The 15,719-nt window shown below is 61.2% G+C and carries 15 protein-coding genes; 7 read left to right on the forward strand and 8 right to left on the reverse strand.

Features of this window, described 5'->3' with window-relative positions; all coding sequences use genetic code 11:
- Together BGP02_RS21655 and BGP02_RS21660 are read left to right on the forward strand one after the other, a co-directional pair.
- Positions 1-1,142: hypothetical protein (locus BGP02_RS21655; protein WP_286799258.1), on the forward strand; the 1,142-nt coding region annotated here is incomplete at its 5' end.
- A 960-nt stretch (positions 1,143-2,102) separates the two neighbouring features.
- Positions 2,103-2,378 (forward strand): hypothetical protein, encoded by a 276-nt coding sequence (locus BGP02_RS21660; RefSeq protein ID WP_261939444.1) that lies wholly within the window; start codon positions 2,103-2,105, stop codon positions 2,376-2,378.
- A gap of 38 nt (positions 2,379-2,416) precedes the next feature.
- On the opposite strand, the gene BGP02_RS21665 is transcribed toward BGP02_RS21660, so the two are convergent.
- Positions 2,417-2,962 (reverse strand): hypothetical protein, encoded by a 546-nt coding sequence (locus BGP02_RS21665; RefSeq protein WP_286799259.1) that lies wholly within the window; start codon positions 2,960-2,962, stop codon positions 2,417-2,419.
- A gap of 476 nt (positions 2,963-3,438) precedes the next feature.
- Here BGP02_RS21665 and blaPNC point away from each other — a divergent pair, with 476 nt between their 5' ends.
- Positions 3,439-4,665, forward strand: a complete 1,227-nt coding sequence (blaPNC, locus tag BGP02_RS21670; protein WP_286799260.1) for a PNC family class C beta-lactamase — start codon at positions 3,439-3,441, stop codon at positions 4,663-4,665.
- 75 nt (positions 4,666-4,740) lie between these two features.
- Here blaPNC and metC read toward each other — a convergent pair whose 3' ends face one another.
- The 7 genes from metC to BGP02_RS21705 form a co-directional block, all read right to left on the reverse strand.
- On the reverse strand, positions 4,741-5,931 hold the full coding sequence (gene metC, locus BGP02_RS21675; RefSeq protein WP_286799261.1) for a cystathionine beta-lyase: 1,191 nt from the start codon (positions 5,929-5,931) through the stop codon (positions 4,741-4,743).
- Between the two features lie 95 nt (positions 5,932-6,026).
- Positions 6,027-7,628, reverse strand: coding sequence for a rhodanese-like domain-containing protein (locus BGP02_RS21680; protein ID WP_286799262.1), 1,602 nt, complete (start codon positions 7,626-7,628; stop codon positions 6,027-6,029).
- Between the two features lie 157 nt (positions 7,629-7,785).
- A complete protein-coding gene (locus tag BGP02_RS21685) occupies positions 7,786-8,382 on the reverse strand; it encodes a cysteine dioxygenase family protein (RefSeq protein WP_286799263.1) in 597 nt (198 codons plus the stop codon).
- 109 nt (positions 8,383-8,491) lie between these two features.
- Positions 8,492-9,259 carry an amino acid ABC transporter ATP-binding protein gene (locus BGP02_RS21690; protein ID WP_051060034.1) on the reverse strand — a complete coding sequence of 256 codons (768 nt, stop codon included), beginning with the start codon at positions 9,257-9,259 and terminating at the stop codon, positions 8,492-8,494.
- A gap of 35 nt (positions 9,260-9,294) precedes the next feature.
- On the reverse strand, positions 9,295-9,987 hold the full coding sequence (locus BGP02_RS21695; RefSeq protein WP_017231483.1) for an amino acid ABC transporter permease: 693 nt from the start codon (positions 9,985-9,987) through the stop codon (positions 9,295-9,297).
- 4 nt (positions 9,988-9,991) lie between these two features.
- Positions 9,992-10,684 carry an amino acid ABC transporter permease gene (locus tag BGP02_RS21700; RefSeq protein WP_017231482.1) on the reverse strand — a complete coding sequence of 231 codons (693 nt, stop codon included), beginning with the start codon at positions 10,682-10,684 and terminating at the stop codon, positions 9,992-9,994.
- A gap of 15 nt (positions 10,685-10,699) precedes the next feature.
- Positions 10,700-11,524 carry a transporter substrate-binding domain-containing protein gene (locus tag BGP02_RS21705; RefSeq protein ID WP_017231481.1) on the reverse strand — a complete coding sequence of 275 codons (825 nt, stop codon included), beginning with the start codon at positions 11,522-11,524 and terminating at the stop codon, positions 10,700-10,702.
- A gap of 188 nt (positions 11,525-11,712) precedes the next feature.
- Here BGP02_RS21705 and BGP02_RS21710 point away from each other — a divergent pair, with 188 nt between their 5' ends.
- From BGP02_RS21710 to BGP02_RS21725, 4 genes are all read left to right on the forward strand, one after another.
- Positions 11,713-12,591 (forward strand): LysR substrate-binding domain-containing protein, encoded by an 879-nt coding sequence (locus tag BGP02_RS21710; RefSeq protein WP_017231480.1) that lies wholly within the window; start codon positions 11,713-11,715, stop codon positions 12,589-12,591.
- A gap of 114 nt (positions 12,592-12,705) precedes the next feature.
- Positions 12,706-12,975 (forward strand): metal/formaldehyde-sensitive transcriptional repressor, encoded by a 270-nt coding sequence (locus BGP02_RS21715; RefSeq protein WP_261939449.1) that lies wholly within the window; start codon positions 12,706-12,708, stop codon positions 12,973-12,975.
- Positions 12,976-12,988: 13 nt separating this feature from the next.
- On the forward strand, positions 12,989-13,618 hold the full coding sequence (locus BGP02_RS21720) for an ABC transporter ATP-binding protein (RefSeq protein WP_286799264.1): 630 nt from the start codon (positions 12,989-12,991) through the stop codon (positions 13,616-13,618).
- A gap of 197 nt (positions 13,619-13,815) precedes the next feature.
- Entirely contained in the window at positions 13,816-15,684 is a 1,869-nt protein-coding gene (locus BGP02_RS21725; protein WP_017231477.1) for a methyl-accepting chemotaxis protein, read from the forward strand.
- The last annotated feature ends 35 nt before the right edge of the window (positions 15,685-15,719 follow it).

Raw genomic sequence — 15,719 nt, forward strand, 5'->3', positions numbered from 1 at the left:
GTCCGGCGCTAAACAAGCTGAGTGACGAAATTAAGAATGCCAGTCCGACGGGCAACGCCGATATCGATCGGGCATTGGCTCAGATTGTGGCAACGGGTGTAGGTACTGCGGTAGGTGCGGTGGCGGGTGGGACTTCGGGGGCGTTTACCGGGTTCAATACTGATCGGTTTAATAGGCAGTTGCATCCGGATGAGAAGCAATGGATTAACGACCGGGAATCGGCTTATGCGAAGAAATATGGATTGACTCCCGAACAGGCGCGAGACGAACTGACAATGCAGGCCAATTTGCAGGTGCAGAGCGGTACGCCGGGCAGTTGGAACCAACGAGCGAGCGACTTTCTGAGGCAAGCACATGGCATGTTGCCGGCTGATGGTAACAGCGGGCCGGGGTATATGTTTTTTGCGACGCCAGAGCAGAAGGCGAACGTCGAAATGTATGCGAAGCACTACGCAAACGGCACTGGTATGAATGTGCCGGGAGGACAAGCAATCAAGGATTCAATGAGTCGCGAACAAGCGTATCGAGACGCCTATGCGAAGGGGACGATTGGAGCGGCAGCTGGCGCGGCGACGATAGCAATAGGCGGCCCTTTGGTGGCATTGCCCGGAACGCCGATTTTTAGTACGGGCGGGATGCTTGGCTCTAGTGCGGCGGCTTCGGCAAATGGCACGGGTGTCATTAGCGCGGCCATCAATGCGGGTTCGCAGTACGTTCAAAACGGCGACATCAATCCCGTGGACGTGGCCGGAGCGTATGTAACTGGCGTAGCTGGGGCGTCTGGAGGACTACTTCGAAACATGTTGGCCAACGCAATTGGTGGCGCAACAACCACAGGCATCAACAACTATTTGCGTGGCGAAGAAAACAATGTCGCGGGCGCGGCACTCATAAGCGGCGCTCTTTCGGGGTTAGGTTATGGAGCTGGTAAGTTTGCCGAGAATTGGGTAAATAGTCTTCTAAAGCCAGGACTAGATTCATCAAATTGGGCGTCTACCGGGGCATGGGCAGGACGTGGCTGGAATCTGTTTGGTGAAAATTCTGCGGCAGTCGCAGTTGGCACATTCGGCGGAGGCGTGGGACAAGAAATTGTCAAGCCCGCCATACAGAATTTTCCAAAATCTAACGGACATAAAAAATGATGCGATGGTTGTTAGCCATTATTTCGGCATGGATTATTTGTGTCGTCGGATTCTATCTTATTTGGATATCTGGATTAACCATAAAATGCATTATTTCATACGACTGCGTGCGATCGATAAGTCTAGAAAATATTATGCTGGCCGTGAACGGAAAGAGCGTTTTAGTAAAAGGAACGATATCGTCCATCGTTGTTTTGTTCATTGCTGCTATAAAAAACAAATCACGCTAACAATCCTAATAATTTGACGATGCACGCAACAGGCTGCCTGATTTGTCAATAGCTAAAATCTCTTCACACCTAACAACACAGTAGTAGTCGACGGAACCTTTCTGGATGGGATGGGGCAACAGGCAACGGAAACTGTCATTCCATCTATGAACTCCGGAAATAGAAATAAATGATCAGATGGATTATTGGATTTCTACTGGCTTGGAGCGTTTGCCTTCTCAGCGCAGCCGCCGCATGGGTAATCAATGAATATATTCACTGCGCATTCATTCCTGGTTGCTTTGCCCTACTTTATTCACACGCTCTTCTTGAGCGCTTGAACACTAGAGGTATTATTGCAAGAGGAACGCTTTTCGCAATTGCAGTCACATTCATTACCTGGTCAAGACGACGATCCCGATAACACATCCAATTGCCTCGGTTTTCGAGGAGTTAAGTTGGTTTACGTTGAGACGGATAGAATCACACGAGACGAAGGAGCTTCGCGCCCTAAAGCGCTAATGGCGGGAATCCAGGTGTTAGAGGCCCGTTGTGCCAATCGCCGAGGCTTGGTTGAAAAGGGATTCAAGACTTAGGCGGTGGGTTCGACGTCGGCGTGATGAGTAACACCGATCTGAAGGGTGCCTACGCTGCGAGCACAGCGGATCCGCCAAAGAATCAACTGGCGACGTCTGCATTTGGCTCCTGGCCTTCGCAATTGCTTGGGTCGGAGGAGACTAGGAGGCATCACTTGAGTGAATTTTCTGACCACATTCTGAGAGATGTTCGTGCCGGCGCTTACGAAGACGCCTACCGTATCGGTAGCGAAGTGTTAAGCAAGTCCAGAGAGGATGCTGATGTAATGGCAACCATGCTAGAGCTTTCCGCGCACCTTAGGTCGGAATGCATGTCGCTGGCGACTAAAAAAATAGATTACGGTCAAGAGTATGTATCGCTCGAAAATTTGTTGCGAAAAGTTAACGAACTTACGGGGCAAGATATGTATGGATCATTCAAAACAAAATAGCTCGAACGGCTGTCGAATCCAATTTCTAGAAAACAAGTTCAGGCGTCAACGAAGAACGCAATGAATTCCCTCATATTCGAGAAGGTCAGTTGGTTTAATTTAAGCACTTGAAACTTTAGACTAAGGAGTGCCATAGGTAAACGCGTGAACCATTGGTACAGAGAAGAATGGGTTGATATCTGAATTTCGAAGCACGTTCCGCCAAGCGCAATCCCTTCGGTTGCCGGAACAACGGCAGGTGCAATCGCATCCGAATCGACGAGCGCTGGAGTAAATACTGGTCCCAATTTAATGCCGAAGAGTAAATGAGCACACGTCTTTCGCGAAGCATCAGAGCCCTTGTCAGCTTTCTGCTCGTGTTTCTTATTACCTATTCGCTCTGCGGATTGGTAATCGAACTCATTTGGGTTCCATTTGTTGCATGGATGCACAATTACGACGGTTACCTTTGGCCGTCGAAGTCGCGCATCTACGCTTGGTGTAAGCTGGTTCCCTTCGCGACCATCGTCTCCGGTGTCGGAGTTTGGCTCTACGATCGCAAGCGTATCGGCTGGTAATTGAAACGCACGATACACCTCGTCCATGAAAATTCGAAAGAGAGTTGCTTCTGGAGAAATTTTTATTTTAAGCAAACGGGCACTCGCCAAGTCCCCGTTGATGTCGTCCTAGTGGCCGACAGACAAGTGTAATGACCCAGCGACACCTGCTTAGGTTAAGCGGATAACGCGAATGCTTCAGTTGGGTTTTTTATCTACCGCGTCCATCTCGTCAACGTTGCCGGCATCGTCGATCGGAATAGCGCTTGACGTCAGAAAGGCGACTTTCTGGCCGACGCACCACTCCCGTCCGCCCAGCTTAGCGAGCCCGCCGCTCCTCACGCGCTCCGGTTGCATCCATTACATCGGTTACGTCCGTTACGTCGCTGTACCGCGGATGCACACCGATTTGCGATTACGCTTCCGGGCATGAATCACCGCGCTTTACCATGAGGTTCAACCGGCCTGCTGTGCCTTTGTGCCTCATGCGTCCCAAGCGCCTGCCCACACGGAGACGACCCTCGATGACAAAGCCCTATCTCACCGTTTTCGCCGCACTCGCGGCGACCGCCGCCATCACGTGGATGACGTTCAGCGCGCGCAGTTACGCCGCAGAGCCGCAAGCACAGGTCCAGACCAATCCCCGGCAAGACGAAATCAAATCGATCGTCGACAAGACGATCACCCCGCTCATGGCCCGACAGCAAATCCCCGGCATGGCCGTCGGCATCGTCTTCGACGGGCATACCTACATCTTCAATTACGGCGTGGCCGACAAGAAGGCCAACACACCCGTCACGGCCGACACGCTTTTCGAACTGGGTTCGGTCAGCAAGACATTCACCGCGACGCTCGCCGCCTATGCGCAAGGCGTCGGTGCCCTCTCGCTCACCGACAAGACCAGCCGCTTTGTCCCCGAACTTGCAGGCACCCCCTTCGGCGACGTGAAACTCGTCAATCTCGGCACGCACACGACCGGCGGCATGCCGCTTCAAGTGCCGGACAACGTTCATGGCACTCACGACGTCCTGCAATACCTCAAGTCGTGGAAGCCGGCGAAACCCACCGGCACGGTGCGCACCTATTCGAACGTGAGTATCGGTGCCCTCGGCTGGATCACCGCACGCGCAATGCACGGCGACTTCGCAACACTCGTGACCGAGCACGTCTTCAAGCCGCTCGACATGAAGCACACCTACCTCCGCGTACCGAAAGACCAACAGGCCAACTATGCGTGGGGATATGGGAAGAATGGCAAACCGATTCGCGTCTCGTCGGGCGTGTTCGATCAGGAAGCCTATGGCGTGAAGACGACGGCGAGCGACCTGCTGCGGTTCGTGCGCGCCAACCTCGGACAGCCAGTGCAGGACGACCGGCTGCGCCAAGCGATCAACGCGACCCACACCGGCTATTTCTTCGACAAGCCGATCACGCAGGACCTGATCTGGGAGCAGTACCCGTATCCGGTCAGCGTCGATGCGCTGCTTGACGGCAACTCGGCCCGAATGGCTTACGAGCCGACCGCCGTTCGTGAACTCGCGCCTCCGATGGCCCCCACGCCCGTCGCCTGGATTAACAAGACGGGCTCGACGAATGGGTTCGGCGCTTATGTCGCCTTCGTCCCGTCGAAGCAGATCGGCATCGTACTGCTCGCGAACAAGAACTACGCGATGGACGAGCGCATCCGCGCGGCGCACGACATCCTGACCACCCTCGACGGCGGTGCACACGCCTCCCCCGCTGGGAAGTGACGACGTGCGCGGCTGCGGGCGTCCTCGCCCGCGCCGTCGTCGTGAATTTGACTCGGCGCTGAAGTCCCTGAGGCTTTAGCGCCCAAACACCTGCTCAAGCGCCGCCGCCATATCTTCGATCAGATCCTGCGGATCTTCCAGACCGATATGTAGACGCACGATCGGGCCGGCGGACGTCCAGTCCTCGCACGTGCGCGTGCCCGCCACGTTCGACACCGTCGCCAGACTCTCGAAGCCGCCCCACGACGCGCCGATGCCAAACAGCTCGAGCGCATCGACGAAGCGGTCCGCTTGTGCCGTCGTGGCGTTGGCGAACTCAAACGAAATCAGGCCGTTCGTGCCCACGCAGTCGCGTTGCCACAGCGCATGCCCCGGATGCGCCGGCAGCGCCGGGCAGAACACGCGCGCCACGTCCGGCAGACTGCCGAGCCAATGCGCAACTTCCAACGCATGACGCTCATGCATCTGCAAGCGCGCCCCCAGCGTGCGCGTGCCGCGCAGCACGAGATACGCGTCGTCCGGACTCACGGCCACGCCCTGCGCATCCGCCATCGTGGAGAGCGTGTGCCAGACGTCCTGCGTCGTGGTCGCTGTTCCCATCATGACGTCGGAGTGCCCGCTCAGATATTTCGTCGCGGCCATCACCGAGACGTCAGCCCCCAACATCAGCGGACGGCACTGCACGCCCGAGCCCCACGTGTTGTCCGCCACGAGCAGCGCCCCATGACGATGCGCCAGATCGGCCAGCGCCGGGATGTCGCACATCTCGTAGACGAGTGAGCCCGGCGTCTCCACGTAGATCATCTTCGTACGGGCCGTCATGTGCTCCGCCGCGTCGCTGCCATCGGCGCGGAAGTAGGTGACGTGCACACCCCACGGCTTGAGAAACGTCTCAACGAAGTGACGCAGCGGCTGATACACGCAGTCCGAAATCAACACATGGTCGCCCGGACGCACGTAAGCCAGAAACACCATCGAAATCGCCGCGAGCCCCGTCGGGAACAGACGCGTGCGATAGCCGCCCTCCAGCTCGGCGACGACATCCTCCAGCGCGAAGCCCGTCGGATTGCCGCGCGCCCCGTAGGTGAACATGCGCTCGGTGCCGCGACGGCGGCGCGCGTCGTTCAGGTCGTCCATCGTATCGAATAGCACGGTGGACGCACGCACCACCGGCGGATTGACGGCACGACCGCCAACCACGGCGGTGTGCATGCCGCCCTTGACCAGACGGGTAGCGAGACGTTTGGGGGTCGATTGTCGGGACATGATCGGACGTTGGGGGGATAAGGTTTTGAACGATTCGAACAAATCACAAGATAACGCATGGCGTGCGCAACGCTTGCGCACGCCAGCGTCTGCATTTACTTCGCGGCGGCAGGCTCACCGATACGGAACGCACCGCGCTCGCGGTCGTCGAGCTGGGCCAGCAAACCCGTCTCCCACGCCAGATACTGGCGCGCCGCCGCCTTGTTGCCGTCGTGACGATCGTGCACGAAGAACAGATAGTCGATGCATTCGGCGTCCGCCGGCACATCGGTCGTGCTCTGCACCGGCTGGCCGGCCACGGCCCAAGCCTTGAAGCCGCCCGCAAGCAGCGAGACCGTGCGCGCGTCGTTGGCATGCGCACGCCGCCAGTCGGCCGCGAACAGTTCCGCGATGCCGCGCTCGTCCGCGATCAGCACGATGTTACGCGACGCAGGCAGGCTCGGCAGCCGCGGACGAATCGCCCACTGCGCACCCGGCACATGCTCGCGACGGTAGCTCATGCTCGGCCGCAGGTCGACGACGGTTACACGCTCGTCGGCCAGTGCCGCGGCGAGCGCGGCGACATCGATCTCGGGCAGCGTCGTGTCCACGGCCGGCGCACGGCCCGGCAACGACGCGCCGCTGGCGAGTCCGCCGCGCAACACATAGGCGTCGTGCCCCAACTGACGCAGCCAGCTCGCGACGATGGGGGCGCGCACGCCGTCGTCGTCGAACAGCACCAGCCGCGCGTGTCGCACGCCCACGTATTGATCCGTCGCCTGAATCAACTGGCCGCCCGGCGTGTGCTGCGCACCGGGCAGCGACCCGGCAGCGAATTCTTCCGGCGTGCGCACGTCGCACAGGAACAGCGTGCGCGTCGTGTCCGTGGCCCATTGCGCAAACGTCGCGGCATCCACCTCGGGCACAGCGAAGCGCTCGGCCAACGCACCGCTCGCTTCACGCATCTGCGCGAGGCTCGACGGCGCGACCGCGTCCGGATAGCGGCGCGTGCTGCCATGCTCCAGCGGCAAATCTTCCAGATACCAGCCCTGCGTGCCGTTCTCCAGCGCCATCACCGGGTTGGGAATGCCGAGGTTGATGAGCGTCTGCGCGCCGATGATGCTGCGCGTACGTCCGGCGCAGTTCACGACGATGGGCGTGGTGGGGTTCGGCACCAGCTCGCGAATGCGATAGCCGAGTTCGCCGTTCGGGCAGCAAATCGACGACGGAATCGTCATCTTCAGGTATTCGCTCACGGGACGTCCGTCGAGAATCACGACGTCGTCGCCGCGCTCGCGCATGGCGGCCAGCTCGCGCGCCGACACACGGGGCGTGTGATACGCCATCTCCACCAACTCACCGAAGGTCTTTGACGGCACGTTCACGCCGGCGAACAGACGAAAGCCCGCTTGTTGCCAAGCCTGTGTGCCGCCTTCGAGCACGTACACGTCGGAATATCCGAGCGCGGCCAAGCGCTGCGCCCCCTGAACGGCGACACTCGCGTCGGTGTCATAGAGCACCACGCGGGCGTCTCGGCGCGGTGCAAGTCGCACGATGTCGAGTTCGAGGCGGCTGTAGGGCAGCGTCACGCCATAGAAGAGATGTGCTTCGCCGTACTCGCCATGCTCGCGCACGTCGAACACGGCGATCTCGGCGCCGTCGTGCAACCATTCCTTGAGGCGGGCGGGCGGCACGAAGTGAGGAGTAAACGAGGTCATAGCGTTGCGTCGGTTGTCAGGTTCCGCCCGGTCATGTCCAAAACGTAGGGATGAACGGGCCCGCACCGCCCGGCGGGGCGATGTGAATTGGGGGCGCGAGGAACGCTCGCGCCGTCAGGGAGTTCGCCGCCGGGCGTCGCCGGCGGTCACGGTAGCTTTAGCGGCGGGTCTTCACGCCGATATCCATGACTTGATACGTGCCCTTGACGAGATCGAACGTGATGCGCTCGGTCAGCGTCTCGAGCGCGCGGCCATACATGTGCAGGTGGCGAATCGGCGCGTCGCCCTGGATCTCGACGGCATGAATGTCGTCCGACGCCAGCGCAATGCCGTGGCCCGGATCGACCACGACGGTGTCGCTCACTTCCAGCGTGCCGACGCCGGGTGTCTTGCCGTCGTCGGTGCGACGGTAGACGTAGTTGTATTCGACGCCTTCGACCGCCGCGATGCAGGCCCACGTCGTATGGTTGTGCGGCGTGATCTTCTTGCCCGGACGCATGACGTTCAGGTACAGCGCGTAGGTCTTGTCAGCATCTTCATGAATCAGATAACGCGCTTGCAGTTCGCCATCGGCCGGCGGCGGGAAGTCGGCCTCGTTCCACAGCGCGGTGCGCGCGGCGAGGGATTTGACCTGATCGAGTACGGCGGCCAGCGCGGGGCGCGTCTCGCCCTCAGGGGCCAGCGACGCCTTCATGGCTGCAATGGCGTCGCCGACGGCGGCCTGACGTTGTTCGGCTAGGGTGGGCGTGGACATGTGAAGTCTTCTCCGTAGGATCTTGTTCTGCGACGGGTCCCGGCTGGGGCGCGGTCGCGTGTTCGGGTATGGCGTAAGTGTCGTGTGCGTCGTGCTTGTCGGGTCGGCCTTAGGCAGGCACGGCGTCGCGCGGCACGCCGATCATCGGCGACGGGCGCAGCACGTCCTGCAGGAATCGCTGCGCACGCGCGTGCTTCGGCTGGCTGAAAAATTCCGCCGGCGGCGCGTCTTCGAGCAACTGCCCCTGGTCCATGAACCAGACGCGGCTCGACACGTCGCGCGCGAAACCCATCTCGTGCGTGACGATCATCATTGTCAGCCCCTCCTCCGCCAGCGAGCGCATGACTTGCAAGACCTCCTGCACCATCTCGGGATCAAGGGCGCTCGTCGGCTCGTCAAACAGCATGAGCGGCGGCTTCATGGCGAGCGCGCGGGCAATGGCCACACGTTGCTGCTGACCGCCCGAGAGGTTCGCCGGCATGGCGTCGATCTTGTGGGCAAGGCCGACCTTGGCGAGCAACGTCTCGGCCTGGGCCGTGGCTTCGTCACGCGACATGCCGAGCACCTTCGTCGGTCCGAGCATCAGGTTCTGGCGCACCGAGAGGTTCTGAAACAGATTGAAGCTCTGGAACACGAAGCCGATGCGGGCGCGCAACTGATTGAGCTTGATGTCGCGCGCGGTGACGTCCTTGCCCTCGAAAAGGATGCGGCCTTTCTGAATAGCTTCGAGCCGCGTGACGGTACGAATCAACGTCGACTTGCCGGAGCCCGACGGGCCGCACACGACCACGACTTCGCCACGCCCGATGGTGGCATCGATCCCCTTGAGGACGTGATGTTCGCCGTAATACTTATCGACTTTCTCGAATGCGAGCATGGTCATGATCGCGTTCTCCTTCTTGAATCCTGCACTTAGGCCAATCCCGCACGCTGACGGGCGATACGACGCTCGAGCCAGCCGGCGAAACGCGAAATGGCGAAACACAACACGAAATAGAAAGCTGCGAGCACGAGGAACGTCTGCAGCGGCTTGGTCAGCACGATCGTATTGACCTGCGCGGCCGAGTACGTCAGCTCGGGCACCCCGATCACATAGGCGAGCGACGTCGCCTTGATGATCGACACGAACTGGTTGACGATCGACGGCAACATGTTCGCGAGCGCCTGCGGCAATTGCACGTAACGCATGCTTTGCAGCCACGACAGCCCGTTCGAGCGCGCCGCTTCCATCTGGCCGCGCGGCAGGCCTTCAAGGCCGGCACGCACGATCTGCGACAGGAAGGCGCTCTCGTAGACGATGATCGCGCACACGGCCGTCGTGAATGCGGATACCTCGGCGCCCACGAGCAGCGGCACAGCAAAGTACGCCCAGAAGATGATCATCAGCAGCGGGATGCCGCGCACCAGTCGCGTCCATACACCGGCTGCACGTCGCAGCCAGCGCAGCGGCGAGACTTGCGCCATGCCGATCACCACCGCGATGGGAAACGACATCACCAGCCCGAGCGCCGAGAGAATGAGCGTGATCGCCACGCCGCCAAGCGGGCCGTTGGGCCAGCTCCCGACGAGGAACAGCGCGAGATAGTCATGCAGGATCTCGTACATCGTCTCAAACTCCCGAGGGTGCCGTACGGCGTTTGGCAACGTGCTCGGAGAGCGCCATCAAGGCCAGCGTGCCGATCAGATACAGGATCGTCGCCACCATGAACACATCGAACGTGCGGAACGTCAGGTTGTCGATCTGACGCGTGCGATACATCAGTTCGTGCACGCCAATCGCCATTGCCAGCGAGCTGTTCTTGAAGAGCAACAGCGCCTGATTGAGCAACGCGGGCGTCGCCACGCGAATACCCTGCGGCAGCACGACATAACGGAACGACTGCAAGTACGTGAGACCGATCGACCACGCGGCCTCCTGCTGCGTGTGCGGAATCGCGCGCAGCCCCGAGCGCAGGTCTTCGGAGATGAACGCGCCGGCATTGAGCGCCAGGGCCAGCGTTGCGAAGACAAACTCGGTGTTGCCCGCGTTGATCCAGTCGCGCAGGCCTTCAGGCAGCAGTTGCGGCACGCCGAAGTACCATACAAGAATCTGCACCAGCACCGGCACGTTGCGGTGATATTCCACCACCACGATCACGAAGCCCTTGAAGAGCTTGACCGGCAGGGCGCGCAGCGTGGTGAGCACCACGCCCACCACGATCGCCAGGAGTCCCGAGACCACGAACAGTTGGAGCGTGGTCAGCACCCCGTCGCGAAACAGCTTCAGGTAGCCGTCTTCGAGCAGAAACGAAAGATCGAACATTACGCCGCGTCTCGCTTACTGCACCTTGATCGGCTCGACCTTATAGTCGCGCGTGAACTTGTAGACCGACTTGTTGCCGAGCCACTTGTCGAAGCTGTCCTGCAAACCATTCGACTTGTCGTAGTCGACCAGAATCTTGTTCACGGCGGCGAGCAAAGCGGGTTCGTTCTTGTTGGTCACCACGCCCCAACGTTCTTCGAAGACCGACTTGGTGAGCAGTCGGTATTGCTGTCCGCCCTTGGCGGCAGCTTCATTGGCGAAGCGCGCCAGAATCAGTTGGCCCGCCACCAGCCCCTCGACCTTACCTTGCTGCAGCGCGAGGAACGCCGACGAAATGTCGTGGAAGGTGAGCAGGTTCGAATCGGGCAGACGCGTGACCGACACGGCGGCCGAGCTGGACCCCTCGGACGCGGCAATCTTCTTGCCCGCGAGCTGATCAAGCGTCTGCACCGGCGAGTCGGCGCGCACCAGCACGCGAATCGGGGCAACGAAGTACTGGTCGCTGAAGTCGACCTGAGCGGCACGGGCCGGCATCCAGGCAACGGCGGCGGCCAGCACGTCGACGCGATGCGTCTTGAGTTCGGGGATGCGGGCGTCGGTCGACAGCGCACGGTGTTCGAGCTTCACGCCCAACCCCTTCGCGATCGCGTTGCACACGTCAACGTCGAATCCGACGATCTTGCGCGTGGCCGCGTCGGGAAACGCATACGGCTCGCTGGCGTTCTGCGTGCCGCAAACAAGCGTGCCGCGCGCCTTGATGTCGGCCAGTTGGTCAGCGTGTGCGACGCCCGTGATGGCGAGTGTCGCGAACAGCGCCGCTGCAAAGTGTCGTTGCCACATGATCCTGAGTCTCCTTGAGTTCGACCGAAGGGCGAATCGATGATCGAGGGACCGGTCAACGCCGGCTTCCGCCCGATTACATAAATATTGCTTGAGTGTCAGGCAGGTTATCGACCAAAATCCCCGAGAACAATTTAATTTTTATCCCTGAAACATTAGCGCGCCTGAAGCATTGGCGCAGAACCGTCATGCGAAATCTGGATATCGACCTGTTGCGCACTTTCGTGGCGATTGCGCAGCACGAGACGTTTGCGGCAGCCGCCACGCGCGTGGGACGCACCCAGTCTGCCATCACCCAGCAGATGCAGCGGCTCGAACAGGAGATGGGGTGCGCGCTGTTCGAAAAGCAGGGCCGGCAGAAGGCGATGACCGCCGATGGCGTGCGGCTCGTGGCCTATGCGAACAAGATCCTGGCGCTCAACGACCAGGCCGTACAGGTCATGCAAACGCGCGGACCGGTGGAAAAGCTGCGCATTGGATCGCCGCACGACGTGGCCGACTCGATTCTGCCGAGCATGTTGCGACGGTTATCGAAACTCTCGGCGGAATTGCAGTTGGAGATCATCGTCGGCCGCAGCCCGCATTTGATGGACGCCCTGCGCGACAAGGAGCTGGATCTGGCGATCTCGACGCGCTACGACGAAGCCTTCCCCGGCATCAAGCTGCGCACTTCGCCGATGGTGTGGATCTGTGCCGACGACTTCATCTTCAATTCGTCCGCGCCTGTGCCGCTGGTGATGGCCGACGAACTGAGCCTGTTTCGCCGCCTGTCCATCGAGCGGCTCAACGCGGCGGGCATCGCCTGGCGCACGAGCTTCATCTCGCCGACACTGACCGGCATCAGGGCGGCGATCAGCGCGGGCCTCGGGGTGACAGCTCGCACCACCGAGCTGCTCGATGCGAACATGCGCGTGCTCTCTGAAGCCGACGGCCTGCCGCGCTTGCCCGACGTCGCGTTCTATCTATACGTGCAGCCGACGTGTACAAGTCAGGTCCTGCGCGAATTGTTCGAGTCGACGGAGCACATCGCCACGCGCTTCGGTCCACCGTTTCTGATCGGCGAGTAATCGGCGGCGCGCCTCCGATCCGCGGGAAGCCGAATCGGGGATATACTGCCCCCTAGTATGTACGTGCTAACATTTTCGGCCATTTGAACGACACAGACAGGAGCGCGACAGACCGTGCACACGATTCGGGAAAAGCACAAGTTGCTGGCACGCGTACGTCGCATTCAGGGCCAGGCGCAGGCGTTGGAGCGGCAACTAAACGAAGAGGGCGACTGTATCGAGATTCTCCAGCAGATCGCGGCGATTCGCGGGGCGGTCAACGGCTTGATGGGCGCGGTCATCGAGGGGCATCTCGTCGATCACCTCGTCAACGAGTCCGAGCAGGCGCGTCGCGAGGCCGAACTGGCCCCCGTGCTTCATGTCATCAAGGCCTATCTGAAGTAGCCGTCACACGCCCATGCTTCGTTTCGAGAATCTTGCCAAACGCTTCGGCACTTTCACGCTTTTCCAGCACCTGAGCTTCCGCGCCGAGCGCGGATGCTTTGCTCTGCGCGACGAAGGGGGCGGCGGCAAGACCACGCTGCTCGGCATGCTCGCGGGCACGGTCGTGCCGGACGACGGCCAGGTCTGGATCGACGGACATGCCATGCGCGACGCCCCTGCCGAGGCCAAGGCGTCGCTCGCCGTGGTGCCGTTCGACTGCCTGGGCGAGCCGTCGCAAACCGGACGTGGCTTTCTCGAACAGCGCGCCGCCGACAGGCAAACGCACGTGAGTGCCGGCGTGCTCGATCTGGCCGAGCGGTTCGGGCTGATGCCGCATATGGAAAAGCGCTTCGACCAGATGTCGCTCGGCACACGTCGAAAATACTATTTGACCGCCACGCACTTCGGCAGCCCGCGTGTGATTCTCGCGGACGAACCCAGTGGCGGACTCGATGCCGCCTCGCGCGCCGTGCTGATCGACTGGTTCACGACCCTCGGCAAGGATTGCTGCGTCTTCTTCTCGACCCACGACGATGCGCTGGCTGACGGTTGCCACGCGACAACGCTCGGCTTCCCCGATCTCACGCGCCCCAGCACCCGCTGAATTCCCGCTCGCCCTGCCGTGGGCCGCAAGGCGCACTCATGCGCTCATTGATCCGCACTCATTAAAGTTTCGGCCTCCCCCAGCCGTAAGCGCAGAGAGTAATGCTGCAATGTATCAATGCGACGGCGCAGGTGGCACCGCCTGGCCCGTCGCCCCCCCATTCAACGGTCCGCACGCGGGCCTACCGATGAAAGCTCATGAAAGTCACTTCGTTGCGAACCCGGATTCTGCTCATTTCCTGCCTGACGGTGGTGGGCGCGCTGATTCTCTCTGGCATCACGACTTACGTCATCGTGCGTGACAGCATGATGTCGAGCATCGCCGACACGCTGTCGGCCGTGGCCAATGGGAATGCCGGCACCATCGAGCGCTGGTCCGCCGACAAAGCGCAGGCGGTCGTGGCGACGTCGCAAGTCGTCGAGAAAGGAGATCCGGCCGGGCTCGTGAAGCTCATGGGCAAGACCAACGACTTCCCGATCACGAGCATCGGCTGGTCGGACAAGACATTCTTCTCCACCGCGCCCACGCCGCCGGACTACGACCCGACGGCGCGTCCGTGGTACAAGAGCGCCCTGGCGGCAGGCAAGCTCACCGTCACCAAGCCGTATGGCGATTCGTCGACGGGCATTCCGTATGTCGCCTTCACCGCGCCGATCCTGCGTGACGGCCAGACCACCGGCGTGGTCAGCGGCGCCGTGGCGCTCACTGGTGTGCAGGACATCATCAAGGCGGTGCATCCCACGCCGTCGAGCCTCGCGCTGGTGGTGGCGAGCGACGGTCAGGTGATCGCTCACCCGGATAACAAGTTCTCGCTCAAGCCGTCGACGGACGTCGCGCCCGCGCTCACCGCCGACTCGCTGCCGGGCATGGCTGCCGACGGCGCCGCACCGGTTGCGATGGAACTCTCCGGCGCACCCAAGCTGCTCAAGGCCAAGCGCATTCCGGGCACGGACTGGTATCTGGTGGTGGCGCTCGACCGCACGGAAGCCACAGCGGGCCTGACGCATGTGCTGGACGCAACAGGCATCACGCTCGTGATATTGACGTTGATCGCACTGGTCATTGCCTCCATCTTTACGTCGCGCGCGTTCAAGCGTCTGTCGATCGTGCGCGACGCCATGGACACCATCGGCTCGGGCGACGGCGACCTGACGCAGCGTCTCGATGTCATCGGGCAGGACGAGGTGGCGCAAATCTCGAAGTCGTTCAACGCATTCGTCGACAAGATCAGCTCGGTGATGCTCGACGTGCGCTCGGGCGTGTCGTCGATGACATCGGCCACCAGCGAGATCGAGATGGGCAACCGCGATCTGTCGCAGCGTACGGAAGCTTCGGCGGGCTCGTTGCAGGAGACGTCGTCGGCGCTCACGGAGATGACGTCCAGCGTCAAGCAGACGGCCGAGACCGCCGAGCATGCCACGCGCCTGGCCAACGATGCGAGCGCCGCCGCCGCGCGTGGCGGTCAGGTGGTCACCGATGCAGTCGGCACCATGGCGGCCATCACGCAGTCGTCGGAACGCATCACGGAAATCATCAGCGTGATCGACGGGATTGCGTTCCAAACCAACATCCTGGCGCTCAACGCGGCGGTGGAGGCTGCACGTGCCGGCGAGCAGGGACGCGGCTTCGCCGTGGTGGCGGGCGAGGTTCGCACGCTGGCCCAACGCAGTGCGGCGGCCGCTCAGGAAATCAAGACGCTGATCGAGACGTCGGTGCAGAACGTCAAGAGCGGTACGGAACGGGTGCAGGCGGCAGGCACCACGATGAACGAAATCGTTGACGGGATTACGCGCGTACAGCGTCTGGTGAGCGAGATCAACGGCGCCATGACCGAGCAGAGCACGGGCATCAGCCAGATCGACCGCTCGGTCTCGGAGATGGATCAGGCCACACAGCAGAACGCCGCGCTGGTGGAAGAATCGGCGGCCGCGTCGGCCATGCTGAGCGAGCAGGCTCGTATGCTGGCGGAGACGGTGGCGCGCTTCCGTCTGCGCGATGGGCAGCACGCGGCGCCGCACGCGCCGTCGTTGTCGGTCGTGGGGTCGACGAAGCGTCGGGCGGCCTGAGGGGCTATAACGGCCGTTCACAAAACTCGATTTTC

The sequence above is a fragment of the Pandoraea sp. 64-18 genome, assembly GCF_001899225.1.
In the GTDB taxonomy this organism is placed as follows: Bacteria; Pseudomonadota; Gammaproteobacteria; order Burkholderiales; family Burkholderiaceae; genus Pandoraea; species Pandoraea cepalis.

What these genes read in the sequence shown, in the direction of transcription:
- BGP02_RS21665 (WP_286799259.1), bottom strand. Translation starts at nt 2,962, where the DNA reads ATGGACGAGGTGTATCGTGCGTTTCAATTACCAGCCGATACGCTTGCG.
- blaPNC (WP_286799260.1), top strand. Translation starts at nt 3,439, where the DNA reads ATGACAAAGCCCTATCTCACCGTTTTCGCCGCACTCGCGGCGACCGCC.
- metC (WP_286799261.1), bottom strand. Translation starts at nt 5,931, where the DNA reads ATGTCCCGACAATCGACCCCCAAACGTCTCGCTACCCGTCTGGTCAAG.
- BGP02_RS21680 (WP_286799262.1), bottom strand. Translation starts at nt 7,628, where the DNA reads ATGACCTCGTTTACTCCTCACTTCGTGCCGCCCGCCCGCCTCAAGGAA.
- BGP02_RS21685 (WP_286799263.1), bottom strand. Translation starts at nt 8,382, where the DNA reads ATGTCCACGCCCACCCTAGCCGAACAACGTCAGGCCGCCGTCGGCGAC.
- BGP02_RS21690 (WP_051060034.1), bottom strand. Translation starts at nt 9,259, where the DNA reads ATGCTCGCATTCGAGAAAGTCGATAAGTATTACGGCGAACATCACGTC.
- BGP02_RS21695 (WP_017231483.1), bottom strand. Translation starts at nt 9,987, where the DNA reads ATGTACGAGATCCTGCATGACTATCTCGCGCTGTTCCTCGTCGGGAGC.
- BGP02_RS21700 (WP_017231482.1), bottom strand. Translation starts at nt 10,684, where the DNA reads ATGTTCGATCTTTCGTTTCTGCTCGAAGACGGCTACCTGAAGCTGTTT.
- BGP02_RS21705 (WP_017231481.1), bottom strand. Translation starts at nt 11,524, where the DNA reads ATGTGGCAACGACACTTTGCAGCGGCGCTGTTCGCGACACTCGCCATC.
- BGP02_RS21710 (WP_017231480.1), top strand. Translation starts at nt 11,713, where the DNA reads ATGCGAAATCTGGATATCGACCTGTTGCGCACTTTCGTGGCGATTGCG.
- BGP02_RS21720 (WP_286799264.1), top strand. Translation starts at nt 12,989, where the DNA reads ATGCTTCGTTTCGAGAATCTTGCCAAACGCTTCGGCACTTTCACGCTT.
- BGP02_RS21725 (WP_017231477.1), top strand. Translation starts at nt 13,816, where the DNA reads ATGAAAGTCACTTCGTTGCGAACCCGGATTCTGCTCATTTCCTGCCTG.